Source organism: Duganella sp. GW821-FHT07G03 (assembly GCF_059418605.1).
Map to the genome: position 1 here is coordinate 494,420 of NZ_JBWKQE010000001.1, position 23,945 is coordinate 518,364.

24 protein-coding genes are annotated in these 23,945 nt (G+C 64.2%); 16 read left to right on the top strand and 8 right to left on the bottom strand.

What is annotated here, in order from left to right; genetic code table 11:
• Positions 1 to 89 precede the first annotated feature (89 nt).
• From AC07OK_RS02200 to AC07OK_RS02225, 6 genes are read left to right on the top strand one after another with little or no spacing between them, the layout of a single operon-like run.
• Entirely contained in the window at positions 90 to 956 is an 867-nt protein-coding gene (locus tag AC07OK_RS02200; RefSeq protein ID WP_494688751.1) for a LysR family transcriptional regulator, read from the top strand.
• Between the two features lie 50 nt (positions 957 to 1,006).
• On the top strand, positions 1,007 to 1,795 hold the full coding sequence (locus tag AC07OK_RS02205; RefSeq protein ID WP_494688752.1) for an MlaE family ABC transporter permease: 789 nt from the start codon (positions 1,007 to 1,009) through the stop codon (positions 1,793 to 1,795).
• 13 nt (positions 1,796 to 1,808) lie between these two features.
• On the top strand, positions 1,809 to 2,777 hold the full coding sequence (locus AC07OK_RS02210; protein WP_494688753.1) for an MlaD family protein: 969 nt from the start codon (positions 1,809 to 1,811) through the stop codon (positions 2,775 to 2,777).
• Positions 2,774 to 3,445, top strand: coding sequence for a hypothetical protein (locus AC07OK_RS02215; protein WP_494688754.1), 672 nt, complete (start codon positions 2,774 to 2,776; stop codon positions 3,443 to 3,445). The genes AC07OK_RS02210 and AC07OK_RS02215 overlap by 4 nt, the downstream gene beginning before the upstream one ends.
• A complete protein-coding gene (locus AC07OK_RS02220) occupies positions 3,442 to 3,948 on the top strand; it encodes a DUF2867 domain-containing protein (RefSeq protein WP_494688755.1) in 507 nt (168 codons plus the stop codon). The genes AC07OK_RS02215 and AC07OK_RS02220 overlap by 4 nt, the downstream gene beginning before the upstream one ends.
• A 26-nt stretch (positions 3,949 to 3,974) precedes the next feature.
• Entirely contained in the window at positions 3,975 to 4,325 is a 351-nt protein-coding gene (locus AC07OK_RS02225; protein ID WP_494688756.1) for a translation initiation factor Sui1, read from the top strand.
• On the opposite strand, the gene AC07OK_RS02230 is transcribed toward AC07OK_RS02225, so the two are convergent.
• Positions 4,322 to 4,939, bottom strand: coding sequence for a cysteine hydrolase family protein (locus tag AC07OK_RS02230; protein ID WP_494688757.1), 618 nt, complete (start codon positions 4,937 to 4,939; stop codon positions 4,322 to 4,324). The two genes, AC07OK_RS02225 and AC07OK_RS02230, sit on opposite strands and share 4 nt — an antisense overlap.
• Positions 4,940 to 5,046: 107 nt before the next feature.
• On the opposite strand from AC07OK_RS02230, the gene AC07OK_RS02235 reads away from it, so the two are divergent.
• Positions 5,047 to 6,036, top strand: coding sequence for a GlxA family transcriptional regulator (locus tag AC07OK_RS02235; protein ID WP_494689024.1), 990 nt, complete (start codon positions 5,047 to 5,049; stop codon positions 6,034 to 6,036).
• Between the two features lie 12 nt (positions 6,037 to 6,048).
• Here AC07OK_RS02235 and AC07OK_RS02240 read toward each other — a convergent pair whose 3' ends face one another.
• Positions 6,049 to 7,302, bottom strand: coding sequence for a DEAD/DEAH box helicase (locus AC07OK_RS02240; RefSeq protein WP_494688758.1), 1,254 nt, complete (start codon positions 7,300 to 7,302; stop codon positions 6,049 to 6,051).
• A 101-nt stretch (positions 7,303 to 7,403) separates the two neighbouring features.
• On the opposite strand from AC07OK_RS02240, the gene AC07OK_RS02245 reads away from it, so the two are divergent.
• The 3 genes from AC07OK_RS02245 to AC07OK_RS02255 all read left to right on the top strand — a co-directional run bounded on the left by AC07OK_RS02245 (position 7,404) and on the right by AC07OK_RS02255 (position 10,348).
• Complete coding sequence (locus AC07OK_RS02245) at positions 7,404 to 8,411, top strand: dipeptidase (RefSeq protein ID WP_494688759.1); 1,008 nt, start codon at positions 7,404 to 7,406, stop codon at positions 8,409 to 8,411.
• Between the two features lie 80 nt (positions 8,412 to 8,491).
• Positions 8,492 to 8,866, top strand: coding sequence for a DUF2946 domain-containing protein (locus AC07OK_RS02250; protein ID WP_494688760.1), 375 nt, complete (start codon positions 8,492 to 8,494; stop codon positions 8,864 to 8,866).
• A 57-nt stretch (positions 8,867 to 8,923) separates the two neighbouring features.
• Complete coding sequence (locus AC07OK_RS02255) at positions 8,924 to 10,348, top strand: PepSY-associated TM helix domain-containing protein (protein WP_494688761.1); 1,425 nt, start codon at positions 8,924 to 8,926, stop codon at positions 10,346 to 10,348.
• Positions 10,349 to 10,358: 10 nt separating this feature from the next.
• Here the strand turns inward: AC07OK_RS02255 and AC07OK_RS02260 are convergent, their stop codons facing one another.
• Positions 10,359 to 10,772, bottom strand: coding sequence for a hypothetical protein (locus AC07OK_RS02260; protein ID WP_494688762.1), 414 nt, complete (start codon positions 10,770 to 10,772; stop codon positions 10,359 to 10,361).
• 78 nt (positions 10,773 to 10,850) lie between these two features.
• Between AC07OK_RS02260 and AC07OK_RS02265 the strand changes: the two genes are divergently transcribed.
• Complete coding sequence (locus AC07OK_RS02265) at positions 10,851 to 11,219, top strand: MerR family transcriptional regulator (protein WP_494688763.1); 369 nt, start codon at positions 10,851 to 10,853, stop codon at positions 11,217 to 11,219.
• Here AC07OK_RS02265 and AC07OK_RS02270 read toward each other — a convergent pair.
• The 3 genes from AC07OK_RS02270 to AC07OK_RS02280 form a co-directional block, all read right to left on the bottom strand.
• Positions 11,206 to 14,142, bottom strand: coding sequence for a PAS domain-containing hybrid sensor histidine kinase/response regulator (locus AC07OK_RS02270; protein ID WP_494689025.1), 2,937 nt, complete (start codon positions 14,140 to 14,142; stop codon positions 11,206 to 11,208). The two genes, AC07OK_RS02265 and AC07OK_RS02270, sit on opposite strands and share 14 nt — an antisense overlap.
• 329 nt (positions 14,143 to 14,471) lie before the next feature.
• Positions 14,472 to 15,143 carry an NF038120 family PEP-CTERM protein gene (locus AC07OK_RS02275; protein ID WP_494688764.1) on the bottom strand — a complete coding sequence of 224 codons (672 nt, stop codon included), beginning with the start codon at positions 15,141 to 15,143 and terminating at the stop codon, positions 14,472 to 14,474.
• A 98-nt stretch (positions 15,144 to 15,241) separates the two neighbouring features.
• Entirely contained in the window at positions 15,242 to 17,059 is a 1,818-nt protein-coding gene (locus AC07OK_RS02280) for a DUF4153 domain-containing protein (RefSeq protein WP_494688765.1), read from the bottom strand.
• A 160-nt stretch (positions 17,060 to 17,219) separates the two neighbouring features.
• Here AC07OK_RS02280 and dapC point away from each other — a divergent pair, with 160 nt between their 5' ends.
• The 3 genes from dapC (at position 17,220) to AC07OK_RS02295 (ending at position 20,482) form a co-directional block, all read left to right on the top strand.
• Positions 17,220 to 18,434 carry a succinyldiaminopimelate transaminase gene (dapC, locus tag AC07OK_RS02285; RefSeq protein WP_494688766.1) on the top strand — a complete coding sequence of 405 codons (1,215 nt, stop codon included), beginning with the start codon at positions 17,220 to 17,222 and terminating at the stop codon, positions 18,432 to 18,434.
• Positions 18,435 to 18,445: 11 nt separating this feature from the next.
• Entirely contained in the window at positions 18,446 to 19,273 is an 828-nt protein-coding gene (gene dapD, locus AC07OK_RS02290; protein WP_020702223.1) for a 2,3,4,5-tetrahydropyridine-2,6-dicarboxylate N-succinyltransferase, read from the top strand.
• A gap of 63 nt (positions 19,274 to 19,336) precedes the next feature.
• Entirely contained in the window at positions 19,337 to 20,482 is a 1,146-nt protein-coding gene (locus AC07OK_RS02295) for a PilT/PilU family type 4a pilus ATPase (RefSeq protein WP_494688767.1), read from the top strand.
• 59 nt (positions 20,483 to 20,541) lie between these two features.
• Here AC07OK_RS02295 and AC07OK_RS02300 read toward each other — a convergent pair whose 3' ends face one another.
• Positions 20,542 to 20,991: a hypothetical protein gene (locus tag AC07OK_RS02300; RefSeq protein WP_494688768.1), complete on the bottom strand. Its 450-nt coding sequence runs from the start codon at positions 20,989 to 20,991 to the stop codon at positions 20,542 to 20,544.
• Positions 20,967 to 22,193, bottom strand: a complete 1,227-nt coding sequence (locus AC07OK_RS02305; RefSeq protein WP_494688769.1) for a choice-of-anchor K domain-containing protein — start codon at positions 22,191 to 22,193, stop codon at positions 20,967 to 20,969. The genes AC07OK_RS02300 and AC07OK_RS02305 overlap by 25 nt, the downstream gene beginning before the upstream one ends.
• A 219-nt stretch (positions 22,194 to 22,412) precedes the next feature.
• Here AC07OK_RS02305 and AC07OK_RS02310 point away from each other — a divergent pair, with 219 nt between their 5' ends.
• Together AC07OK_RS02310 and dapE are read left to right on the top strand one after the other, a co-directional pair.
• A complete protein-coding gene (locus tag AC07OK_RS02310; protein WP_494688770.1) occupies positions 22,413 to 22,769 on the top strand; it encodes an ArsC family reductase in 357 nt (118 codons plus the stop codon).
• Between the two features lies 1 nt (position 22,770).
• Entirely contained in the window at positions 22,771 to 23,904 is a 1,134-nt protein-coding gene (dapE, locus tag AC07OK_RS02315) for a succinyl-diaminopimelate desuccinylase (RefSeq protein ID WP_494688771.1), read from the top strand.
• Positions 23,905 to 23,945: the final 41 nt, after the last annotated feature.

A 23,945-nucleotide genomic window follows, 5' to 3' on the forward strand; every position in this document is an offset into this window, starting at 1 on the left:
GCATCGATGTTAGCCCCGCTTGCCTGATGCAGTAAATACGCATAATATCGGCACATTGATGCAAAAATGCATCATCACCGGAAACCCGCATGGATTGGGACAACGCCAGGATTTTCCTCGCCATCTACCGCAAAGGCACGCTGCGCTCGGCCGCCGCCGCCCTCGACATCGACCAGGCCACCGTCGGCCGGCGCCTCAACGCGCTGGAAAAATCGCTGGGCGCGCGCCTGTTCCTGCGCACGCCGTCCGGCTACCTGGCCACGCCCGCCGGCGAACTGGCCGTCACCGCCGCCGAATTGATGGAGCACGCCGCCTTGCAGTTCCAGCGCGAGATGCAAGGCATCGACAATCGCCTGTCCGGCATCGTCCGCGTCAACACTTCGGACACCATCGCCAGCCACTCGGTGCTGGGCGCCATGCAGCGGCTGCACGCCATGCATCCGGAAATACGCATCGTCCTGAGCACCAGCACCGAGATCAGCAACCTGACCCGGCGCGAGGCCGACCTGGCGGTGCGGACGCTCAAGCCCACCAGTCCCGACCTGATCTCGCGCCACCTGACCCGGCGCAGCATGGCCCTGTACGCCACGCCCGCCTACCTGGCCGAACGCGGCATGCCGGTCCAGGGCAACGGCATGCAGGGGCACGACATCGTCGTCTATCAAGGCTCGGTGGCGCCGCGCCACATGGAGAAGCTGTGCATGGAGCCGATCGCCAACGCCCGCGTGGCGATTGAGGTCAACAGCGGCATGGTGATGCTGGACGCCGCGCGGCGCGGCATGGGCGTGGCCGAACTGCCCTGCCACATGGCCGACGGCGATCCGCAACTCACCCGCATCTGGCCCGAGCGCGTCGACCACTACGATGTCTGGCTGGTGATGCACAGCGACCTGAGTCGCAGCGCCCGCGTGCGCGCCGCCGCCGACGCCATCATCGCCACCTTCGCCGAAGAATAGCCGTCCGTGGCGGGCATGCGCCGGCACTGTCGCGGTGCTAAGATGTCAAGATGAGCATAGAAGCAGCTATCCCGTCTGCGCTGAAGCGCCCGATCCACGCCACCGCCGCCTGGCTGAACAGCTGGTGGCGGCTGCTGCAGTTCGCGGTGCTGATACTGTCGCTGGCTTTCAGCCCTGCCAGCTACGCCGGCGCCAACCGCAACCTGCTGGCGCGCCACATCGTGCGCGACACCGCGCCCAACCTGGCCTGGTACGGCGTGCTGTCGGCGCTGGTCAGCCTGGTGCTGATCCGCATCGTGGTGGTCACGTCGCAGAGCTATGGCCTGTCGCGCTTCGCGCTGGAGATGGTGGTGCGCGTGCTGGTGCTGGAACTGATCCCGCTGACCGCCGCCGCCTTCGTCGCCCTGCGCACCACCCTGCCCGCGGGACTGGAGTTCTCGCAAAGCCGCAACAACGCCGCCAACACCAGCGACGACGAACTGCATCAGGAGTTCTTCCCGCGCGTGGCCGCTGGCGTGTTCGCCGTCTGGATGCTGGCCGCCGTCAGCTGCGTCATGACGCTGATCCTGGCCTATTTGTCGCTGTACGGCTTCACGCCGTGGGCGCTGCCCGGCTACACGCGGGTGGTCGGCCAGGTCTTCAATCCGGCGGTGGCGCTGATCCTGGCGCTGAAGATCGTCTTCTTCAGCTTTGCGGTCGGACTGATACCGATGGCCTCCTCCTACTACTTTGGCGCCAGCTACCGCGCCAAGGTTACGCACGGCCTGTACGACATGGTGCGGCTGTTCGCCGTGATGCTGCTGATCGAAATCGCCTCCTTGATGGGCAACTACTACTGAGCGGAATGGAATAATGACCGAACCAACAAACGAAGCGGCGCCGGTGCGCAACGCGGAATTCAAGGCGGCCCTGCTGCTGGTGCTGATGGTGGTGCTGGTGGCCGGGTCGGCGCTGTACCTGATGTACGCGCGCGGCGCCTTCGAATCGACGCAGACGCTGGTGCTGCAGGCGGACGACTCGGAAGGCGTCAGCGTCGGTATGGACGTCACCTTCGCCGGCTTCCCGATCGGCCGTGTGCGCCGCATAGAACTGGGCAAGGACGGCAAGGCGCGCGTGATCGTCGACGTGCCGCGCAACGATGCGCACTGGCTGCGCAGCTCCAGCATCTTCACGCTGGAACGCGGCCTGGTGGGCGGCGCCAAGCTGCGCGCCTTCAGCGGCATTCCGACCGATCCGCCGCTGGAGGACGGCGCCGCCCGTTCGCTGCTGGTCGGCGACGCCGGTGCGGAGATTCCGCGCCTGCTGGCCGCCGCCAAGGACCTGCTGGAAAACCTCAACAAGCTGACGGCGGAAAACTCCGCGCTGGCCGCAGCTTTGGCCAACGTACAAGGTGTTACCGGCAAACTGAATGGCCCCAACGGCGCCATGGGCCTGATCGCCGGCGACGACAAGAATGCGCAACAACTGGCGGAGCGCGCCAACAAGCTGCTGATCACCGTGAACGCACTGGCCACCAAGGCCGATAGCCTGATCGGCCACGCCGACACGCAAGTCTTCGGCAAGCAAGGCGTGATGACGGACGCGCAAGCGACCATCGTGCAGCTGAACGGCCTGCTGGCCGACGCCCGCAACAGCCTGAAAAAAATGGACGCGGTGCTGATCGAAGCGCAGGCCGTCGGCGCCAACGCCAAGGAAGCCACGGCCGATCTGGGCACGCTGCGCGGCGAAGTGGAAAGCAGCTTGCGCCGGGTTGAACAGCTGGTCAATGAGATCAACCGCAAATGGCCGTTCAAGCGCGACACGGAGATCAAGCTACCATGAAGACCAGCGCCCCACTGATCGCGACTGTGCTCACCGCCGCCCTGCTGACCGCCTGCGGCAACAACCCGCCGGTGCCGGACTGGCAGATGAACGCGCAGAGTTCCATCGAACGCTCGACCGCCGCCTACATGTCCGGCAACGCCCGCGTGGAAGCGGCCGAGTACCAGCGCGCCCGCGCAGCGCTGGCCAGCACCGGCAAGGTCGACCTGATGATACGCGCGGAATTGATACGCTGCGCCGCCCGCGTCGCCTCGCTGGTGTTCGAGAATTGCGCCGGCTATGAAAAACTATCGCAAGACGCCAGCCTGGCCGACCGCGCCTACGCCGCCTACCTGTCCGGCCGCGCCACCACCGCCGATGCCGCGCTGCTGCCGCCGCAGCACCAGCCGGTCGCCTCGGCGTCAAGCGACACGGCCGCCGCAAGCGCCGCGCAAGCCATCGCCGATCCGCTGTCCAAGCTGGTGGCCAGCGGCGTGCTGCTGCGCGCCGGCAAAGCCACGCCGCAGATCCTCAGCGGCGCCGTGGACACCGCCTCCGCCCAAGGCTGGCGCCGACCGCTGCTGGCGTGGCTGGGCGTACAGGCCATGCGCGCCACGCAGGCAGGCGACACCGCCGAAGCCCAACGGCTCCAGCGCCGCATCAACCTCATCACTGAGAAACCGCTATGACCTCCACGATATCCGTCGTCGACATCCCGCCGCAAAGCGAAATATCCCGCCATCTGAACGGCGCTTTCTACTACGACTGCTACCAAACGGCAATCAAGCCCACCACGCAATCCGCGTTGGCGCTGTATTTGCAGGTGGTCGCCGGTACGCCGCGCTGGATCAACACGCTGATGGCGCTGCGTAATCGCGTGGTGAGCCTGGTCGGCCTGAAGAACCTGGGCGGCCTTGGCGACTTCGATCCCGCCAAGCCGGCCAGCGACTACCGCGTCGGCGACCGTGTCGGCATCTTCTCAATCCGCTACCTCAGCGAGCAGGAAGTCATCCTCGGCGACTCTGACAAGCACCTGCACGTCGAAGTCTCCGTCTGCAAAGGGCAGGAGAAGATCGCCGTCAGCACCGTGGTCCACATCCACAACCTGCTGGGCCGCGTCTACATGCTGTTCGTCGCGCCCATGCACCGGCTCATCGTGCCCGCATCGCTGAGGAACGCCCGTTTTCTGTAGGCCGGCTTCTGCTAGAATCTCGCCCCATGAACACCCGACTCGTCTACTCCACTGAGACCGGCCGCATGTGCCCCGATTGCGGGCAGCCAGTCGCCGATTGCCGCTGCAAGGCCGCAGCCAAATCCAAGCCCGCCGGCGACGGCGTCGTGCGCGTGTCGCGCGAATCCAAGGGCCGGGGCGGCAAGACCGTCACGCTGGTGAAGGGCCTGGCGCTGGACGCCATCGCCCTCGCCCTGCTGGGCAAGCAGCTGCGCAGCGCCTGCGGCTCCGGCGGCACCGTCAAGGACGGCGTCATCGAAATCCAGGGCGACCACTGCGACCTGGTGATGGAAGCCCTGAAAAAACAGGGCCACCAACCCAAGCGCACTGGCGGCTAGCGGGTGCGCTGGTTCGACAGGTAGATATTGTCGGGTTCCAGCTTGCTGCCGTCACGCACGGCGGCCTGCCACGTTTCCGTGCTCACCACCGCCCCGAAGTTGGAATGAAACACCGTGTTGAACACGCGATGAATCTCTTCCGCACTGACCTTGCCGGCCGCGTTTTCGTACGGCAGCGCACCGGTGGCATCCTCCAGAACTTCCACTTGCAAGCCGCGATGCTTCGCCTCGTAGATGGTGGACGCATTGCAGTTGTGCGTCATGTAGCCAACGATGGTCAGCGTATCGATGGTGTTTTCCTTCAGCCATTCGGCCAGGTCCGTGCCAGTGAACACGCTCGCCATTTTCTTGTTGATGAAATGGTCGTGCGCGCGCTGCGCCACCACAGGATGCACCTTCCAGCCATCCGAGCCAAGGCCGAAGATCGGCGAGGTTTCCGGCGCGTCGTGCTGCACCACCACCACGGGGATGCCCGCCTCGCGCGCGGCGTCCATGGCGCGGCCGATGTTCGGCAGCGAGGTCTCAACCGGCGGATATTCAATCCTCATCTTGCCGGTGAAGTACTCGTTTTGTACGTCGATGACGATCAAGGCACGGCGTGGGGTTGCAGTCATGATTTTCTCCTGTAGGATAAGGCGGAAGCGCCCGGTGAGTGACATTGTCCGTCGCCGTGCAGTTATTCAAAAGTGGCCCGAAGGCCACCATGCGATATAATCAGGCCATGTCCGCACGTACCTCGCCCATCCAGAAATTCCGCATCGCCGTCATCGCCTTCGACGGCATCAACCCTTTTCACCTGTCGGTGCCATGCCAGGTATTCGGCGCCCAGCGCGCCGACTGCGAGAGCGCCACCTTCGACGTCAAGGTGTGCGCGGAAGATCCGGGGGCGCAGCTGACCACCACGGCCGGCTTCGAAATCGTCGCCCCCCACAGCCTTGCCGCCCTGGCTCGCGCCGACATCGTCATCCTTCCATCGTGGCATTCCGACTGCCGCCCGGCGCCAGCCAGCCTGCTGCAAGCCTTGCGCAAGGCCCACCAGCGCGGCGCACAGGTAGTTGGCCTGTGCATAGGCGCGTTTCCGCTGGCGGAAGCGGGCCTGCTGGACGGCCACACGGCCACCACGCACTGGGCCAACGCCGACATCATGGCCGAGCGCTACCCCAAGGTCCGGGTCGACCGTGAAGTCCTGTATGTCGATGAAGGGAAAGTGGTGACCTCGGCCGGCGTGGCGGCGGGCCTGGATTGCTGCCTGCACCTGCTGCGGCAGTTGTGCGGCGCGGAGATCGCCAATCGCGTGGCGCGGCAGATGGTGGTCGCGCCGCACCGGCAGGGAGGACAGGCGCAGTTCATCGAGCGTCCGCTGCCCGTCAACGGCAGCGACGACCGATTCGCGCAGGTACTGGCCTGGGTCGGTGAGGATCTGACGCAGAACCACAGCATCGACGCGCTGGCCGAACGCGCCTTGATGAGTCGCCGGAATTTCACCCGCCACTTCCGCCAGGCCACCGGCACCTCGGTCAAGCAATGGCTGCTCAACCAGCGCCTGGCCCATGCCCAGCATCTGCTCGAGAGCAGCGAGGTATCGATCGAGATGGTGGCGCAGCAGGCGGGGTTTGGTTCCGCGCTGTCGCTGCGCCAGCATTTCCGGACGGCGTTGCGGACCTCACCGTCCGAGTATCGCAAGTTGTACCGCTCCGCCGCACTGGATTGACGGCGCGGGAACTTACTCCCCGGCCGCCGCGGCGGCTTCGCGCAGCTTGTCCTTCTTGCTCTTGCGCTTGCCCTTGATGCCGCCGTTGACGGTGTCCGTCACCGAATCGGCGGCAACCGGCGGCAGCGTCTCCACCGGCTCGAAGCCGGCGATCTCCTCGCGCGGCAGCAGGATATCCTGACGCTTTTCGATCAGGCGGAAATGCTGCTCCGTCTCCGCGCTGACGAAGCTGATCGCCACGCCGCTCTCGCCCGCGCGGCCGGTGCGGCCGATGCGGTGCGTGTAGTCCACCGCCGAACGTGGCAAATCGTAATTGACCACCGCCGGCAAACGGGCGATGTCGATACCGCGCGCCGCTACATCGGTCGCCACCAGCACCTGCAAGCGGCTGGCCTTGAAATCGCCCAACACCTCGGTGCGCGCGCCCTGGCTGAATTCACCATGGAAGGCGCCGGCGCGGATGCCGTTGCGGTTCAGCTTATCGGCCACATGCTCGGCCGCGTACTTGGTCGCCACGAACACCAGCACCCTGCTCCACTGGTGCTCCTGGATCAGATGCTTGAGCAGCATGGTCCGGCGCGGCACGTCGACCATGATCGCGCGCTGCTCGATATCCGGTTTGCTCAGCGGCTCGGACAGCACCTCGATGCGCGTCGGCTGGTGCAGCATGCCGTCGGCCAGCGCCTGCACCGCCGGCGGGAAGGTCGCCGAGAAGAACAGGTTCTGACGCTGTTTCGGCAGCAGTTCCAGGATGCGGTTCAATTCTTCGCTGAAGCCCAGGTCCAGCAGGCGGTCCGCCTCGTCCAGCACCAGCATCGCCGTGCGCGAGATCTTCAGCGCATTGTGGTCGATCAGGTCCAGCAGCCGGCCCGGCGTGGCGACCACGATATCGACGCCGCCGCGCAAAGCCATCATCTGCGGATTGATCGACACGCCGCCGAACACGATCGACACCTTGACCTGCATCGGCAGATGCGCCACCAGCTTGCGGATCGACTCGCCCACCTGCGCCGCCAGCTCGCGCGTCGGCACCAGGATCAGGCCATGCAGCTGGCGCGGGCCGTTGCGGTTGTCCAGCAGCGATTGCAGCAGCGGCAGCGCGAAGGCGGCCGTCTTGCCGGACCCGGTCTGTGCCGCGCCCAGCACGTCCTCCCCGCGCAGAATGGCGGGAATGGCGGCGCTCTGGATGGCGGTCGGCTCCTGGTAACCGATTTCGGTGACGGCGTTAATCAGTGAGGGAGCAAGGCCCAGCGAAGAAAAAGACATGTTGGCCTTAATAGTGTGAATTCCGCCAGTATAAAGCATGCGCGCCACACCCCGGCCGCTCCGATTTGCCCTGGACACGCATTCGTGGGAACATAGTATTTTTGACAAAGCCTACAACCATGATCAACTGGGACGCCCACGCTTGCCTGCCGCAGCATCCGCAGGCCGACTTCACGCCCGTCCAACGGCTGCACGCCGCCGGGGTGAACTACGTCTCGCTCAACGTCGGGGGCGACATGAACCCGATCTCGCAAGTGATGTCCGTGATCGCCGGCTACCGCGCCACCATAGCCTCCGACCCGGACCGCTACGTCCTCGTCTCCAGCGTGGACGACGTGATCCAGGCCGCCGCCGACGGCCGCATCGCCATCAGCTTCGACCTGGAAGGCGCGATGCCGCTGCTGGACCAGCCGGAGATGATCGCCCTGTACGCCCAACTGGGCGTGCGCCAGATCCACTTCGCCTACAACCGCAACAACAACGTCGCCGACGGCTGCCACGACCTGCCGCGCGGTCTGACGTCGCTTGGCTACAGCATGGTGAACGCCGTGAACGACGCCGGCATCCTGATGGACTGCTCGCATACGGGCCGCCTGTGCAGCCTCGATATCATGTCCGCCTCGTCGCAGCCGGTGATCTTCAGCCACGCCAATCCGTGCACGCTGGTGCAGCACGGCCGCAATGTCACCGATGAGCAGATCCGCGCCTGCGCCGTCACGGGCGGCGTGGTGTGCGTGTCCGGGCTGTCGTGGTTCCTGGGGAAGGAGCATCCGAACGCCGACGACGTGGCGCGCCATGCCGCCTATGTCGCGGACCTGGTGGGCGTATCGCACGCCGGCATCGGCCTCGATATCTGCTTCCAGCAGCCCGGCCTGGACGACACGCCGCCCGGCGATTTCGACCCGGGCTACTGGTGGCCCGCCTCCGCCGGCTACAGCGCCAGCCGTCCACCGACCTTCACGCCGCCGGAAGTCTGGCGCCAGCTGGCCGCCGCGCTGCGCAAGGTCGGCATGACCGACAGCGAGACCGAACTGGTCATGGGCCGCAACATGATGCGCGTGGCGCAGCAGGTCTGGAGCAAGCCGCGGGCGCTGTTGAAGGCCGCCTGACGATCAGGCGCTGAGCGCCTTCATCTCCGCATACAGGTTGGCCTACAAACGGCATCGGATATAATGGCAACATGATCAAAATGGCAAAACGACAAACGCTGCACATCTGGATAGCCTTGCTGGCCGTCCTGTTCAGCGCGCTCGCGCCTTCGATTTTCCACGCACTGGCCGCCGCCGGCGCCGACACCGTGGAAGTCTGCACGGTGAGCGGCTACAAGCTGGTCAAGCTGGCCCCCGGCGACGGCGGCAAAGCCCCGGCATCGGCCAGGCACGGCATGGAGCACTGCGCGTTTTGCGCCACCCACGGCGGCGCCGACGCCATCCCCACCACACCGGCTGCCGCGCTGCTTGCGGACGCCGGCCGCGATATCTACCCTTCCCTCTTTTACGCCGCTCCGCAGCCGCTGCACGCCTGGTCAACGGCCCACGCCCGCGCACCACCACTCCTCGCCTGATCCCTGCACACGGGCGCACTTTTGTGCGCCGGGTCAATCTGTTTGACGAGGATAACAATGAACTCATCGTATTCCGCCGCGGCCGCAGTGCCGCGTGCCGGCCTGTATCGACGCATCTGGCGCTGGCATTTTTTTGCCGGCCTGGTTTGCGTGCCCTTTATTTTTTCGCTGGCCGTGACTGGCGCCATGTACCTGTTCCACCGCCAGATCGACGACCTTGTCTACGGCCCGCAGATACTGCGCGAACCGGCCGGTGACACTGTCGCCACGCAGCCGCCGTCACGGCTTATCGCCGCGGCGCTGCAGTCGCACCCCGGACGGCCCAAGGCGCTCACCCTGCCGGCGGACGACCGGCACAATGCGCAGGTGGACGTGATCCGGCCCGACGGCGCCACGCTGCAAGTGTTCGTCGATCCCGCCACCGCCACGGTTGCCGGCGCCATCGCCGAAGACCAGCGGATCATGACCATCGTGAAGCACATCCATTCGCTGGCCATCGCCGGTGACGGCGGCAAGGTGGTGATTGAAATCGTGGCCGGCTGGATCATCGTCCTGATGTCCACCGGCGCCTACCTGTGGTGGCCGCGCGGCCGCAGCGCAGGCGTGGTGTCGATACGGCCGGGGGCCCAGGGGCGGACCTGGTGGCGCGATCTGCACGCCGTCACCGGCGCCTTCGGCGGCATCGTGATCCTGTTCCTTGCGCTGACCGGCATGCCGTGGTCGGTGTTTTGGGGCGCGAACGTCAATGCCTGGCTGACCGCGCACGATCTGGGCGTACCGAAGGGCATGTGGCGGGGCGTGCCCAAGTCCACGCTGCCGGCCGACGCCCTGGGCGAACTGCCGTGGACCCAGCAGCAGCTCGCCGTTCCCGAATCGGACGATCCGCATGCGCACCACAAGGCCACGCCGCACGACGCCTCCAGCGTCCAGGTCCCGGACAGCCGCCCCGGCATGGCCGGCCCCGACGCCGTGGTCGCGCAACTGGCGTCGATAGGCATCGATCGCGGCTACCGCCTTGCGCTGCCGCGCGATGCCCGAGGCGTCTACAGCGCGATCCGCAGCACCGGCCGGACGGCGGACCAGCGCGTGATTCACCTCGACCAATACAGCGGCAAGGTGCTGATGGATATCGGCCCGGAACGCATCGGCGCGATAGGCCGCATCACCGAATGGGGCGTCAGCGTGCATCAGGACGGAGAATACGGCACGCCCAACCTGCTGCTCATGCTGGCCGGCTGCCTGGCGCTGATCGCCCTGTGCGTCAGCGGCATCGTCATCTGGTGGAAGCGGCGACCCGCCGGCAGGCTGGCGGTTCCCGAGCGCCGCCACGGCGACCGGCTGACGCGTGGCGCCGTGGTGATCGCCGCGGTGCTGGGCTGCTGCTTCCCGCTGCTCGGTGCATCCATGCTGGCCGCGCTGCTGCTCGACACGCTGATCGCCGCGCTGCGCCGCCGTCCGCGCACAAATTATCAATCACAGTAACGTCAACGCCTCAGCTTCGACCTGTAACGTCCGCCCCGCGCACCGGCAGCCACTGCGCCACGCAGAAAGCCATCTCCGGCACGATAAACAGCCAAAGCAGCGGCGCGCCGGTGACGGCCAGCGTCCAGGTCATCCAGATTGAAAACAGCAGCCGCGCCATGCCGTCGAAACGGCCGAAGCGCTGCTGCGGATCGCTGATGCGCAGCAGCGACCACACCAGCACCACGCTGCCGAGCAGGCAGGCGAACAGCACGTGGAACGGTTCGAACGCCGGCAGTGCGGCGCCGCCCATCCCCTGGTTGATGCCGTCCAGCTGCGCGCGGGCGTAGGCGAAGCTCCACGGCGTGGCGAAAGGCGCGGTCACGATCAAATCGTAGATGGCGCTGCCGAGGACTATTTTGCGGAAGGTCGATGATGCGAGCATGAGGTCTCCTGGAATAAGGTGGAGCCATGCTAAGGCCTGGAGTACACTCCAAGGTCAAACGATATTTGGAGCCTGTCCATGCAAATCGGAGAAATCGCCAGCGCCACGGGGCTAAGCCGGGACACCCTGCGCTTTTACGAGAAGCGCGGCCTGCTGCGCGCGCGCCGCAGCGCCAACGGCTACCGCGACTATCCGCCGGAAGCGGTGGACTGGCTGCGCTACATCCGGCTGGCGCAGACGCTCGGCTTCACGCTGGCAGAAATCGAAGCCGACCTGCCGCTGCTGGCCGAACCGGAATCGTCCGCCCCCCAGCTGCGCGCGGCGCTGGAGCGCAAGCTGGAAGACATCGACCAGCGCATCGAAGGCCTGCACACGCTGCGCGGCGAGCTGGCGCGCAGGCTGGACGAGAACATGCAAGCCTGCCCTTTGCAGCCTACTCCGACGTAACCGGAATGACGTGTACCGCCTCGTTGACTTCAGCGAAATGCTGGAGCGCCACATCCAGCGCATCCATGAATTCGCGCACCATGATGGGCTTGGTCAGATAATTGAAGAAGCCGGCCTCGATACCTTTTTCTATGTCACGCGGCATGGCATTCGCCGACAAGGCGATCACCGGAATATGCGAGGTGGCCGGATCATCGCGCAATATTTTCAGCGCGCCGTAGCCGCTCATTCCCGGCAGGTTGATATCCATCAGTATCACATCGGGTTGATGTTTCTTGGCCAGTAAAATGCCGAGATGTCCCGTCACCGCGGTCATCAGCTGCAGATCGTCGCGTCGTGCGATCAGCTGCGCCACCAGCGCCAGATTGGCCGGATTATCCTCGACGTACAGCAGCGTGCGGCGATACTCGAGGTCCGTCCGGGTGAGCATGTCGTCGTTGCGGGCCGGCGTCATGCCCGATATTTCCGACTCCAGTCCGGGCGCATCGGCCGCCAACAACTCGAACCAGAATTCACTCCCCACGCCGACGGTGCTTTCCACACCGATGATTCCGCCCATCAGTTCGATCAATTTCTTGGTCACCACCAGCCCGATCCCGGTGCCCTCCTCGGTGCTGGCTTCCTGCCCCAGCCGGTTAAACGGTTGGAACAGATGCGCCAGTTTGTCAGGCTGCAGGCCCACGCCGGTATCCATCACGCTAACGCGTACGCGGCCGTCGGGTTTATGCTCGCAGTTCACCGTCACGGCGCCGCCGGGGCGATTGTATTTGATGGCGTTCGACATCAGGTTCACGATGACCTGCTTGACCCGGGTCCGGTCCGCGTGCACGAAGAACAGGTCCTCGAGGCTAGGGAAATTCATGGCGATGCCGCGTTGCTCGGCCTGCGGCGCCATCATGGCACTGCAATCGAGCAACACCTCGGTGAGCGACATCGTCTCCTTGGACAGGCTGACCTTGCCCGATTCAATCATCGCCAAATCGAGTATTTCGTTAATCAAGCGTAGCAGATACCAGCCGGCCTGCAGGATCTGATCGATCGAGGTTTTTTGCGCGGAGGATGGTGGCGGCGTGTCCGACGCCATCAATTGCGCGAAGCCCAGCACCGCGTTGAGTGGCGTGCGCAATTCATGGCTCATGTTCGACAGGAATTCAGATTTGGCCAGGTTGGCTATTTCCGCCGCCGCCTTGGCACTTTCTAGCTCGACATTGTTTTCCTGCAGCCGGTGTTCGAATTGCTTGCGGTCGGTGACGTCGCGCGCCGCCGCGAACACACCCTGCAGCTTGCGGTCGCGGTCGTGGAAGGTCGAGGCGTTGAACGAGACCACGGTCTCGGAGCCTTCGCGCGACAACGCGGTCAATTCATAGTTGGTGAGCTTGCCTTCGCGCAGAACGCGGGAGATGCCGGCTTGGGCCCGGTCCGGGTCGGTGAAGTAGTTCTTGAACGGCGCACCGATCAGTTCATCCCGGGTGCAACCGGTCAGCGATTCCATCTGCTGGTTGACGTCGGTGATGATGCCGCGCGGGTCGGTCGCCATCAGCGCGTCGATATTCGACTCGATCAGCGAGCGGGTGTAGAACTGCTGATCGCGCAAGCGCTGGTCAAGCACCGCCTGCTCGGCCTCGACCTGCTTGCGCACGGTGTTGTCGGTACCGATCAGCAGGTAGCCGATGATCTGTTCCAGGTCGTCGCGCAGCGCCGTCACCGACACCATCGCCGGGAAGCGGCTGCCGTCCTGGCGGATGTAAGTCAGCTCATAGATGTCCTCGATGCCGCGCGAGGCCTTGAACACCAGCGCCTCAAAGCCCGGCGTGATCGACGTGCCCAGTTCGATGCTCAGCGTATGGGCGCGCGCGATCACCTCCAGCGGATCGGAAATATCGGCAGGCGTGATCTTGTTCATGACGTCCGCGGCCTTGTAGCCCAGCATGCGCTCGGCGCCGACGTTGAAAATCTGGATCACGCCCTGCGCGTCCGTGGCGATGCTGGAGAAGTTGGCGCTGTTGAAGATGGCGTTCTGCAGCGCACCGGCTTTTTGCAACGCCTCCTCGGCGCGCTTGCGCGCAGTATTGTCGGTGCCGATCAGCAGGTAGCCGATGATGGTTTCCTGGTCGTCGCGCAGCGCCGTGACCGATACCATCGCCGGGAAGCGGCTGCCGTCCTGGCGGATGTAAGTCAGCTCGTAGATGTCCTCGATGCCGCGCGAGGCCTTGAACACCAGCGCCTCGAAGCCGGGCGTGATCGAGGTCCCCAATTCCAGGCTGAGGGCGTTGGCGCGCACGATCAGCTCGCGCGGATCGGAAATATCGGCCGGCGTGATCTTGTCCATCACGTCGGCCGCCTTATAGCCCAGCATGCGTTCGGCGCCGACATTGAAAATCTGGATCACGCCGTGCGCGTCCGTGGCGATGCTGGAGAAGTTGGCGCTGTTGAAGATGGCGTTTTGCAGCGCGCCCGCTTTCAGCAACGCCTCCTCGGCGCGCTTGCGCGCGGTGTTGTCGGTGCCGATCAGCAGATAGCCGATGATGGCGTCCTTGTCGTCGCGCAGCGCCGTGACCGACACCATCGCCGGGAAACGGCTGCCGTCCTTGCGGATATAGGTCAGCGCGTAGATATCCTCGATCCCGCGCGAGGCCTTGAATACCAGCGCTTCGAAACCGGGCGTGATCGCGGTCCCCAGTTCCAGGCTGAGCGCGCTGGCGCGGGCGATCAGTTCGCGCGGATCGGAAATATCGGCCGGCGTGATCTTGTCCATCACGTCGACTGCCTTGTAGCCCAGCATGCGCTCGGCGCCGACGTTAAAAATCTGGATCACGCCCTGGGCATCGGTGGCGATGCTGGAAAAATTGGCGCTGTTAAAAATGGCGTCCTGCAAAGCGCCCGCCTTCAGTAGCAGTTGTCCGTCGTACAGCGAGCGGTCCACGATCAAGATATTCTCCCGGTTGTCACATTGAATAGGCACGTGCGTCCGCGACCCGGCGCGATGCGCGCCGGATGTCATGGATAAAGCGCGTTATGAGCGACAGCTAGGCGGTGGGAGGTCGAGGCAACCCACATATGCATGTGGGCTGGATGATGGGACTTCGCGAAGTGTAGAGATAAAACCTGTAACCTCTCTCTACAATAGCACGGCAGGCTCCCGGCATGTCAGCATCATCGCGCATTGAAGCCGGATAGTGTCTCGATGATAATAAGATGGCGGGGGATTGGGGCCAAAACGGCCACAATCGCCATGACGCCAGGCCGTTCAGGCTAGATGGATCTTGGGGAACCCCGGCGGCGGACCATCAGACCAACCAGGCCTAAACCAGCAAACAGCATGGCATAGGATGTCGGCTCAGGTACTGGCGTCGCAACGATATTATCGAGCGAAAAGCCATTCAAACCTTCCCAGGAACTTCCGCTGGAACTGAAGGTTACGGAAGCCAGGTTGGTGAATGAGCCGTTGGCCAGGAACTGTGTGAAGTTCAACCTGCCGGCGGCGTTCGACGAACGGTCAATCAGGAACGACTCGGAAACAGTGCTGCCGTCAACGCGCTGTCCCTTGATATCGATCTGCCTCGGAATGTAATCGACAAAACTCGGGTCGGCCGAGACGTTGAAGTTGGAACCGCCCGCGCCGTCGAAGCTTTTCAGACTAAATGCCCGGCCAACGGCATTGGTCATGGTCAGAGCCGATGGTCCATTTCCGCTGATAAACATCTGAGTGCCATTGTCAGGGCAGGCCGGATCGCAGTAAGCACCATCCGCGACGTATCCTATAAAAGTTGGTGACGAGAAGGTGAAGCCGCCGGAGCTGAAGACTTGGCCGTTGGAATACAACGGCACATCTTCAAAGGTCACGGTATCTGCCAGTACTGCGGAAGACGCCCCTGTGCCCAGTATGAAAAATAGGCCGGTGACTAACTTTTGAAGGCGGGTCATGATTTTCCTTGCTTAAAAATTATGGAAAAGCATTATTGCATTTCCGAAATGAAATGTAAAATAATCAACTCCGGTGACACCCGCCGCCCCCAGACAGGCTACTTCGCCGCTTTGATTAGCTTGCAGTCATCCGCGCCGAACTCCGACTGGAACTGCAATAGCTGCCCCGCCACCTCCAGCGCCTTCATGCGCGGCGCCACCAGCGTGTACTGCCCCGCCTTCAGCTTCTCGATCAGCGGCGCGCATTCGCTGCCGCTCGCATCGAGATGGCCGGCCACCACCCACTTGCCGTCGGCGCGCTCGGTGTAGAGCGGCGCCGCCGAGTAGCGGCCCGCATTGAACAGCAGGACTTCCGGCTTGCCGTCGCCATCGACATCGAGCACCAGGGCGTCGCAGCTGCTACCGCGGTTCAACAGGCATGGCAGGACAGCCGCGTCTTCTATCGGGCTCCACTTTTGGGCCGCAAAACTGGCCGGCAGCCTGGTGGTCGCTGGCCATACCTTGACGTTGTCGGTGATCGACACCGCCGCCAGCTGCGATCCTGCTTGCCAGCGGTTCGTCTCCTTCAACGCCTTGCCGGCCAGGTCGCGTATCAATGCCGCATCGGGGCCGGTGGTTTGCTGCGACAGGCGCGTCAGGGCTTCCTGGCCGTAGCGCTGCCCTTCAAATCGCAGATAGTGGTAATCGAATTGCGCCGCCTTGGTGCGCCCCTTCTCCAGCCGCGCCATCTGGTTGTTCACCGACAGCCGCGCCGGATCGGCGATCGGCGTGAACAAGGCAAGCAGCACCGCCAGCACCACGAAGGCCGCCGCCACGTTGACGTTGGCGATGGGGCACAGCCAGGTCTCATAGCGATGCGCCGCCCACGCATAACCGAGCGCATAGCAACTGGCCACCACCAGGCAGGCGGCGGCGATCACGCGGTCGGAGGTCCAGCCATAGTCGTACACCCGCAAACCCAACGCGTAAATCGCGATGGCTGTCAGCGGCAGTATCAACAGCGAAGCCACGCGCGCGCTCACCCGCACCGCCAGCGCCGCCTTGGCGTGGCCGTTCTGGAAGGCGGCGTTAATCAGCACGATCAACACCGCGTCCGCCGCCAGCAGCAACGACGTCGCATGCCGCGTGGCCCACAGCACATCCAACCCGGTGAACGGCAAGGCGCACAGGAAGCCGCTGATGATCAGCGCCGCCACCGGCAGTATCCACGACAGCAGCACCAGCAACAGGCTGCGGATGCCGCGCACGATGGCCGGCCGCACGTCCGTGATGTGCATCGCGCACGACCAGGCGAAGCAGATCACCGGCACCACAAACCACGACTCTTCCATCATATGTTTGAGGAAGCCCAGCTGCACCATCGAGAACAGGCCGCTGCCCATCAGCAGCACCAACCACAGCGCCCCAACGAAGAACGCCGAGAACTTCAGCTGCACCGCCAGCTTCCAGGCCAGCTCAAAATATGTGTCGTAGCTGGCGATGCGGCGCCGGTCCGCCGCCCCCGCCATCACCAGCGAATGCGCGATGTACATGAAGACCGCGCCGAAGACCATCATCGGCCCCGACATCGACGTAAACGCGCCCTTCCCAAGCTCGCCGGCGCCCCGCAGCACGCCGGCCTCGCGGCTGACAGCATGCAGCGCCATGATCAGCACCACACCGACGGCAGCCGCCATCCATTGCGCCACCTTCTTCGGCGCCATGTGGCCCATGGCCGATATCAGCATCGCCGGCAGCAGCGCGCAGGCCATCAGCAGTGGCGTCATCACATACGGCGACCCGGCCGGCCACCAGCCGCCCCGGTCGGCCTGGTACAGCCAATACAGCAGCGCGCCCTGCGCCAGCCCGGTCGCCAGCCGCAGCGCCATCACCTGCCGGCTGACGCCCGCGCCTATCGTCGTTTCATCCTGTTCCATGCCTGACCTCTTTGTGAACCGTGGGCCGAAGTATCTCACATGTTTATTATTTGGCATGGATACTCGACCTACTCGCCGTCGTATGACGAGGGCTGCGCAGAGGCGCTATAATGGTTGTCTACGCTGCTCTTTTTTCAACGTTCCGCACCCGGTCCGCCAAGTGAATCCACATCTCGACAAGCTGCAACCCTATCCGTTCGAAAAACTGCGCCAGCTGTTCGCGCAGGTGACCGCCAGCCCACAGCACAAGGCCATCAGCCTGGGCATGGGCGAACCCAAACATCCTACGCCGCCGTTCATCCAGCAGGCGCTGATCGACAATGTGGACGGCCTGGCCAGCTACCCGACCACCATCGGCTCGGACGCGCTGCGCGGCGCCATCGCCGGCTGGCTGGAACGCCGCTACGGCATCCCCAAGCTCAATCCAGCCACCCAGGTGCTGCCGGTGAACGGCTCGCGCGAGGCGCTGTTCGCGCTGGCGCAGACCGTGATCGACCCGGCCGCCAAGTCGCTGGTGGTGAGCCCGAATCCGTTCTACCAGATCTACGAAGGCGCGGCCTACCTGGCCGGCGCCGAGCCGTACTTCGTCAATTCCGACCCGACCCGCAACTTCGGCTGCGACTACGACAGCATCCCGACTTCCGTGTGGGAGCGCGTAGCGCTGCTGTTCCTGTGCTCCCCCGGCAATCCGACCGGCGCCGTGCTGACGCTGACCGACTGGGAGAACCTGTTCGCCCTGTCCGAGCGCTACAACTTCGTCATCGCCGCCGACGAGTGCTACTCCGAGATCTACCACGGCGACAAGGCGCCTTTGGGCGCGCTGGAAGCGGCCCACACGCTGGGCCTGTCCACGATCGACCGGCCTTACGCGCGCCTGGTGGTGTTCAGCAGCCTGTCGAAGCGCTCCAACGTGCCGGGCATGCGCTCGGGCTTCGTGGCCGGCGATGCCGACGTCCTGAAAAAATTCCTGTTGTACCGCACCTATCACGGCGGAGCCATGAGCCCCACCGTGCAAGCTGCTTCGATCGCGGCCTGGAACGACGAAACCCACGTCGAACAGAACCGCGAAAAATACCGCGCCAAATTCGCCGCCATCACCCCGTTGCTGCAGGAAGTGCTGCAAGTGGAACTGCCGGACGCCGGCTTCTACCTGTGGGCCGACGTCAGCCAGACCGGCTTGTCGGACACCGAATTCGCCCAGCGCCTGTACGCCGAATATAATGTCACGGTACTGCCGGGCAGCTACCTGGCGCGCGACGCCCACGGCGCCAATCCGGGCCGCAACCGCATCCGCATGGCGTTGGTCGCCGAGACGGAAGAAGGCCTGGAAGCTGCGCAGCGCATCGTCCAATTCTGCAAGTCCCTTAACAAATAATTGAGTAAATCATGAGCCAACAACTCCAGCAAATCATCGACCAGGCATGGGAAGACCGCGCCAACATCAACCCGGGTAACGGCACCGCCGAACTGCGCGACGCGGTTTCGCACGTGATCGCAGGCCTGGACGCCGGCACCATCCGCGTGGCCGAAAAAACCACCGGCGACTGGGTTGTGAACCAGTGGGTCAAGAAAGCCGTGCTGCTGTCCTTCCGCCTGGAGAACAACGTGCAGATGCCGTCCGACGGCACCATGCAGTTCTACGACAAGGTTCCGACCAAGTTCGCCAACTACACCGCCGAAGACTTCATCAAAGGCGGCTTCCGCGTGGTGCCGCCTGCCGTGGCGCGCCGTGGCTCCTTCATCGCCAAGAACGTGGTGCTGATGCCTTCCTACGTCAACATCGGCGCCTACGTCGATGAAGGCGCGATGGTCGACACCTGGGCCACCGTCGGTTCGTGCGCGCAGATCGGCAAGAACGTCCACCTGTCCGGCGGCGTCGGCATCGGCGGCGTGCTGGAACCGATGCAAGCCAATCCAACCATCATCGAAGACAACTGCTTCATCGGCGCCCGTTCGGAAATCGTCGAAGGCGTGATCGTCGAAGAGAACTCGGTGATCTCGATGGGCGTGTACATCGGCCAGTCGACCAAAATCTACGACCGCGCCACCGGCGAAGTGACCTACGGCCGCGTGCCTGCGGGTTCGGTGGTCGTCTCGGGCAACCTGCCTTCGGAAGACGGCAAGTACTCGCTGTATTGCGCGGTCATCGTCAAGCGCGTGGATGCAAAGACCCGCGCCAAGACCGGCATCAACGAACTGCTGCGCGGTATCTAAGCAGGCAACAAGAACCGGGGACTGATTGCAGTCCCCGTTTTTTTTGATACTGAGGAGAGTGCCATGGCCATGGAACGCCTGTTCCAGCTGATGAAGGAAAAGAACGCGTCGGACATGTTCTTTGCGGTGAATTCGCCGGTACACATCAAGATCAACGGCAACCTGATCCCCATCAATCAGCAAAAGCTCGAGCCGGACAACATCCATTCGCTGCTGGCGGAAATCGCCACGCCCGCGCAGATGGACGAACTGGCGGCGACCAATGAACTGAACATGGGCGTATCGGTGCCGAACATGGGCCGCTTCCGCCTCTCCGCGTTCAAGCAGCGCGGCACCATCTCCGCCGTATTCCGCTTCGTGCCGGCCACCATCCCGCTGCTGGCCGACCTGCAACTGCCGCCGGTGCTGGCGGACCTGATCATGGAAAAGCGCGGCCTGCTGCTGCTGGTCGGCTCGACCGGCTCCGGCAAGTCCACCACCATCGCCTCGATGCTGGACCACCGCAACGAACTGCGCTCCGGCCATATCCTGACGCTGGAAGACCCGATCGAGTATCTGTTCAAGAACAAGAAGTCCATCGTCAACCAGCGCGAGATCGGCAGCGACGCCAAGGACTTCTACACCGCGCTGCGCAACTCCATGCGCCAGGCGCCGGACTGCATCCTGATCGGCGAGATCCGCGACAAGGAAACCATGGCCGCGGCCTTGGCCTACGCGCAGTCGGGCCACCTGGTTCTGGCGACCCTGCACGCAAACAACAGCTACAACGCGCTAAACCGTATTATCAGTTTCTACCCGATCGAGAACCGCAGCGCGCTGCTGCAGGATCTGTCGTCGACGGTGAAGGCGATCGTCTCGCAGCGGCTGGTCCGCTCGATCAACGGCGGCACGCGCACGGCGGCGGTGGAAGTGATGGTCAACACCCGCTACATCTCGGACCTGATCGAAAAAGGCGAAATCGGCCAGATCAAGGAAGCGATGGAAAAGAGCATGTCGCCCGGTTCGCAGTCGTTCGAACTGGCCTTGCTCAAGCTGGTGCAGGATGGGCTGATCAGCCAGGACGAAGCGCTGGCCAACGCCGATTCCGCCACCAACCTGCTGTGGCTCCTGAATAACGGCCCGGACAGCAAGAACGCCCAGGCCGAGCCGGAACCGAACAAGGCCTCGCCGGACGAAGCCTCGTTCACCGAGTTCACCCTCAACACCTGAAGCGTCCTACTGCGGCGCGCACGGCGCATTACCCAGGCGCGATCTTGAGCGCGTGGCCGCTATTTCAGCAGTTGTTCCTGGATGGCGATGGCGGCGGGCAGCGGGGCCTGCTGGCGGTCGCAGTCGCGGTGGATCAGCGCGACTGCAGCCTTCATCGCCGCAGGCGACAGGATGGCGCGGTGGCGCAGCTGCCCACCTGCGTATTCGGTGACTTCAAACGTCCCGGCGGCGCGGCCGGCGACCGGCGTTGCACGCGACACCAGCTCGCGCAGCGCCGCATACGCCGGGGGCGACACCAGCACCAGCGTGTAGCTGGACTGGGCGCTGCGCCCGGCCGCGATGTCGAATGGCGGGCCGGCGCCATCCTGTTCGCCGATGTGCTCGAAACGCAGCCGGTCCGGCCTGTCGCCGTCCGCCGCGGCCGTGGGCGCATGCCCCAGCAGCCAGGCCAGGCAGCAGGCCGCGATGCGCCAACGCCGGCCCATCAGGCGCGCATCCGGCTGCGCCACATCAGCACGATCCCTGTCACGAATAACAGCAACACGCCTGGTGCGGGTACCGCCGTCACGCCGACAAAGCCGCCGGCGCTCGGATCACGAAAGCCGACAAAACTGAGCTTGTAACCCGGATCGGGATCGAAAGGCGTGTCCGAAAACCGGTCGGCGCCGGTCGGCACCGCGCCCGTTGGCAGGGCGCTCAAGCCGGTCGTCAGTTCAGCCCAGAGATCGACGCCCGCGCTCGCCCCTTCCAGCACATTGAAGGTGAAGCCGTAGCCGCCGATCGACACCGTGTCCGCACTGGCGATGGGGTCGTCGGTATTGGGCGTGTTATCGATGTTGAAGGTGGAGTTGAGGCTGAAGTTCTTTTCCGGGATATTGTCGAAGTTGATGGAAATATCGAGGTCGACGCTGGTGGCCGCCCCGCTCAGTATGGTGCCGTTGTGGAAGTTCAGGTGGCCGATCTTGAACGGCGTGTTGGGCGCGGTGTCGAAGCTGTTGCCGACATAGTTCAGCGAACTGGGATCGCCGACGCCCCAGGCGAAGCTGTTGGTGCCGACGCCGGTGGTGACCGCGCTCGATGGCGCCGGATTCTTGAAGACGCCGCTGTCGTTGCCCACCGTGGCTTTCTTCATGCTCCAGCCCCAGGTCACGCCGTCCTGGACGGTGAGCTGCTTGCTGCTGTCCCGGATGACGGGGAACAGTTGCGCGCTCCAGTCGATGGAGTGGGTGGCGGTGACCGTGCCTGGCGATCGTTTGGAATAATCGTAGAAATTGAGCTGCTCCGGCGGCAGCGAGCCGTTACGGTTGGCCGCGGTGAAGGTGTAAAAAGGTTCGCCCGGCTTGCCGGCGTTGTCCAGATAGGGCGACGTGGCGCCGCCCAGCGGGGTGTTGGTGTTAATCACCTGCACCCATTCCAGGCTCTTGCCGGCCGCCAGCGGTGCGCCGTTGTTGTACAGCGCCGTGAATTGCGCGCCGCCGGCGCCGCTCTTGTAGCCGGCGTCGTAGCTGGTGACGCCCAGGCTGCCGCCGCCGCCGGCGGTGGCGCTCCAGCCCGGCGTGAGCATGGCGCTGGTCAGTGCGCTGGCCGCCACCGTGCCCTGGGGCGTCAGACGCACCACGGTGGCGCCATCGGCCGACAAGGCATACGGACCGGCATAGGCCGCTTGCGCCGTGCAAGCGGCCAATAACAACGCCAGGAAATGAGTTTTCATGGTTAATCTCCGGTTAGTCGCGCGAGCTGCGCGATGACTGGATTAGCACTAACCATGCCGCGGCCGGACGCTGGGGCGGGAGCGTGCGCGCCCAGCCTGGCCTGTAAAGCCGGCCGACACCGCTGCGCCCTGCAGAGGCCGCGTGTTATCCTATCGCTCTTTTGTCGCGTCAGCGTATGCGGCCCCACACGGAATTCCCTACTGCAAGCCCTTGATTTCATGAATAAAGTTACCCTCTACGGCATCCCGAACTGCGATACCGTCAAAAAGGCCCGCGTCTGGCTGGCCGACCAGCAGCAGGATTTTGTCTTCCACGACTTTAAAAAACAGGGTCTGACCCGCGAAATCGTCGCCGGTTGGCTCCAGCACCTGTCGCGCGATGTGCTGGTGAATAAAAAAGGCACGACCTGGCGCGCGCTGTCCGACCAGCGCAAGGCCGCCATCGTCGATGACGAAAGCGCCATCGCGCTGATGCTGGAAAATCCGTCCGTGATCAAGCGCCCGGTGCTGGACAAGGACGGCGCCTACGCCGTTTCCTTCTCCGACGCCCAGTACAAACAAATCTTCGACAAATAATATGACTCCATCCAAGACCCTGGCGCTGACCGAAAAGCTGATCGCCCTCTCCTCTGTCACCCCGGACGATAAAGGCTGCCAGCAGCACCTGATCGATTTGCTGTCGCCGCTGGGCTTCGCCTGCGAGGTGATCGAATCGAACGGCGTGACCAATCTGTGGGCCCGCCGCGGCACCACCGCGCCGCTGCTGGTGTTCGCCGGCCATACCGACGTGGTGCCGACCGGCCCGGTCGAGCAATGGCGCTCGGAACCCTTCAACCCGACCCACCGCGACGGCAAGCTGTATGGCCGCGGCGCCGCCGACATGAAGACCTCGATCGCCGCCTTCGTGGTGGCCTGCGAGGAGTTCGTCGCCGCCCACGCCGACCATAAGGGCTCGATCGCCTTCCTGATCACCAGCGACGAGGAAGGCCCGGCCATCGACGGCACCGTCATCGTCTGCAATATGCTCAAGGAACGCGGCGAGACGCTGGACTACTGCATCGTCGGCGAGCCGACCTCCGACGAAACCCTGGGCGACATGATCAAGAACGGCCGCCGCGGCTCGCTGTCCGGCAAGCTGACGGTCAAGGGCGTGCAGGGCCACATCGCCTACCCGCAGCTGGCCAAGAACCCGATCCACCTGGCCGCGCCGGCGCTGGCCGAGCTGGTGGCGGAACGTTGGGACGAAGGCAACGAGTACTACCTGCCGACCTCCTGGCAGATGTCCAACATCAACGGCGGCACGGGCGCCAACAACGTCATCCCCGGCGAGATGGTCATCGACTTCAACTTCCGCTTCTCGACCGCCAGCACCCACGAGGAACTGAAGCGCCGCGTGCACGCCATCCTGGACAAGCACAACCTGCACTACGACCTGAAATGGGCGCTGAGCGGCCTGCCCTTCCTGACCCCGCGCGGTACGCTGAGCGATGCGCTGTCGGCCGCGATCAAGTCGGAAACCGGCGTCACCACCGAATTATCGACCACCGGCGGCACCTCGGATGGACGCTTTATCGCTCAGATCTGCCCTCAGGTGATAGAATTCGGGCCTCCCAACGCAAGTATCCACAAGATCGACGAGCATATCGAGCTGCGTTTTGTCGATCCGCTGAAGAATATCTATCGCCGTACGCTGGAAAACCTGCTGGCCTGATGGCCCGCGGCGCGGCGTGCGCAAACCGATTACTGTTTTAC

Coding starts and splice junctions, on each gene's coding strand:
- AC07OK_RS02200 (WP_494688751.1), top strand. CDS start 90: ATGGATTGGGACAACGCCAGGATTTTCCTCGCCATCTACCGCAAAGGC.
- AC07OK_RS02205 (WP_494688752.1), top strand. CDS start 1,007: ATGAGCATAGAAGCAGCTATCCCGTCTGCGCTGAAGCGCCCGATCCAC.
- AC07OK_RS02210 (WP_494688753.1), top strand. CDS start 1,809: ATGACCGAACCAACAAACGAAGCGGCGCCGGTGCGCAACGCGGAATTC.
- AC07OK_RS02215 (WP_494688754.1), top strand. CDS start 2,774: ATGAAGACCAGCGCCCCACTGATCGCGACTGTGCTCACCGCCGCCCTG.
- AC07OK_RS02220 (WP_494688755.1), top strand. CDS start 3,442: ATGACCTCCACGATATCCGTCGTCGACATCCCGCCGCAAAGCGAAATA.
- AC07OK_RS02225 (WP_494688756.1), top strand. CDS start 3,975: ATGAACACCCGACTCGTCTACTCCACTGAGACCGGCCGCATGTGCCCC.
- AC07OK_RS02230 (WP_494688757.1), bottom strand. CDS start 4,939: ATGACTGCAACCCCACGCCGTGCCTTGATCGTCATCGACGTACAAAAC.
- AC07OK_RS02235 (WP_494689024.1), top strand. CDS start 5,047: ATGTCCGCACGTACCTCGCCCATCCAGAAATTCCGCATCGCCGTCATC.
- AC07OK_RS02240 (WP_494688758.1), bottom strand. CDS start 7,302: ATGTCTTTTTCTTCGCTGGGCCTTGCTCCCTCACTGATTAACGCCGTC.
- AC07OK_RS02250 (WP_494688760.1), top strand. CDS start 8,492: ATGGCAAAACGACAAACGCTGCACATCTGGATAGCCTTGCTGGCCGTC.
- AC07OK_RS02255 (WP_494688761.1), top strand. CDS start 8,924: ATGAACTCATCGTATTCCGCCGCGGCCGCAGTGCCGCGTGCCGGCCTG.
- AC07OK_RS02260 (WP_494688762.1), bottom strand. CDS start 10,772: ATGCTCGCATCATCGACCTTCCGCAAAATAGTCCTCGGCAGCGCCATC.
- AC07OK_RS02265 (WP_494688763.1), top strand. CDS start 10,851: ATGCAAATCGGAGAAATCGCCAGCGCCACGGGGCTAAGCCGGGACACC.
- AC07OK_RS02275 (WP_494688764.1), bottom strand. CDS start 15,143: ATGACCCGCCTTCAAAAGTTAGTCACCGGCCTATTTTTCATACTGGGC.
- AC07OK_RS02280 (WP_494688765.1), bottom strand. CDS start 17,059: ATGGAACAGGATGAAACGACGATAGGCGCGGGCGTCAGCCGGCAGGTG.
- dapD (WP_020702223.1), top strand. CDS start 18,446: ATGAGCCAACAACTCCAGCAAATCATCGACCAGGCATGGGAAGACCGC.
- AC07OK_RS02295 (WP_494688767.1), top strand. CDS start 19,337: ATGGCCATGGAACGCCTGTTCCAGCTGATGAAGGAAAAGAACGCGTCG.
- AC07OK_RS02305 (WP_494688769.1), bottom strand. CDS start 22,193: ATGAAAACTCATTTCCTGGCGTTGTTATTGGCCGCTTGCACGGCGCAA.
- AC07OK_RS02310 (WP_494688770.1), top strand. CDS start 22,413: ATGAATAAAGTTACCCTCTACGGCATCCCGAACTGCGATACCGTCAAA.
- dapE (WP_494688771.1), top strand. CDS start 22,771: ATGACTCCATCCAAGACCCTGGCGCTGACCGAAAAGCTGATCGCCCTC.